A 1,465-nucleotide genomic window follows, 5' to 3' on the forward strand; every position below is an offset into this window, starting at 1 on the left:
GCTGAATATGTACCAGAGTTTGTACTTTACGGTGCTAATTCGGATATGAAGGGCGAAGAGATACAGAAAAGTGCTAATGAGTATTTGCAATATATTAAAAAGTATTATTTAAGAGCATAAAACACTTCTGCGATCATGCCAACAATACTAGAAGAAAGCCCATTTCCCCTTAACACATTTAGGGAAATGGGCTATTGAAGTTATTGAAGGTTTTAGCGATTTCATTTTAGGTAGCCAATTCAAAGTGCCCAATAAATTCCAAGAAACACAAATCTGCTAAAACAGCTTGCCATGTAATTTTTGAACTTGATCCTTTAACCGTTCATTCTCTTCTTCTAACGCCTTTATACGGCTTTTTAAGGTTTTTATTAATACGTCCTCTGAACGAGGGCTTTTACTAGGTTTACGGGGGGTTAACTCACTTATCTGCATCCCTCTTAATGTCTCCACTCTAGTTCTAATATCTTTTTGTTTGTAAAGCCATGACTTTGAAACATTTGCTTTTTGTGCAACGGAATTAAAATTAATCTTCTCTTCTTTCAATGCCATCTCTGAAATTGTCTTTTCAACCCTAATTCTTGTTTTCTCCGACTTGTCTTTAGCTAGCTGAACTATGGCAGTTGTGTTACCTTTTCTAATCATTTTAATTCGTCTCCTTTAACGAATGAATAATCTGTTCTAATCTATTTTTAACACGTTCATTGGTTTCAACCTGACGCTGCCATTGGTTTTGTTTAGCCCTATTTAGTATTTCTTTAGTTCGCTCTAAGTGCTCTTCATGTTCAGTAAGAAATTGTTTACTTGTACAGAAATTCGTACAATCTAAACATGCATTTGCGTGAGGACATGGTCCTGCAATTACTGGTAACCGACAATAGCCATTAGGAAGTGCCTGTGCATTGATATTCTTTTTAAACCATTGAAGATCTGTATTGTCAGCTTCAGTATTTTCCTCACTTAAATCCAGAATGCTACCGTTATTCGTTACTAAGGTTTCCTTAAATTTCGTAAATTCCTTCTTTAGGGTTTCATCAAAAATATGTGCATATCTTGCCGTCATTTCCGGTGATTCGTGACCCAAGAACTTCTGGACAATATGTTGTGGCACTCCGTTATTTATCATTCTTGTGCCAACTGTATGCCGAAAGGCATGAGCATGAAAACGAAAAATTTCTCCGTTGCTGTCCGTTATCTTTTCTTCATAAGCTAGTTCATTTAATTTAACCCTAAAGGTATCTTGTTTCAATGGTGAGCAATCTTTTCGGGGAAACACATATATACATTCATCATCGAGTTCATCAGCCACCCTTTGCTCTTGAACTAATATCAATGCAGCAATTTCTTTAGAAATAGGAATGATATGCTCTTTCTTCATTTTCCACTGATAATACTTTAAAAAGCAATCCCCTTCTTTATCGGTTATGACGCTCCCTTTTTTCAATGTACAAAGTTCACTGATACGCAT

Annotated in this window: 2 protein-coding genes; both read right to left on the minus strand. The window is 35.9% G+C overall.

Features of this window, described 5'->3' with window-relative positions; all coding sequences use genetic code 11:
* Positions 1 to 276: 276 nt before the first annotated feature.
* Positions 277 to 642, minus strand: coding sequence for a DUF6262 family protein (locus JV528_RS08665; RefSeq protein ID WP_000619629.1), 366 nt, complete (start codon positions 640 to 642; stop codon positions 277 to 279).
* Between the two features lies 1 nt (position 643).
* A partial coding sequence (locus JV528_RS08670) for a site-specific integrase (RefSeq protein WP_204254823.1) occupies positions 644 to 1,465 on the minus strand: 822 nt, incomplete at its 5' end.

Origin of the sequence: Staphylococcus sp. GDB20D11A, assembly GCF_016893255.1 — a bacterium.
In the GTDB taxonomy this organism is placed as follows: Bacteria; Bacillota; Bacilli; order Staphylococcales; family Staphylococcaceae; genus Staphylococcus; species Staphylococcus aureus.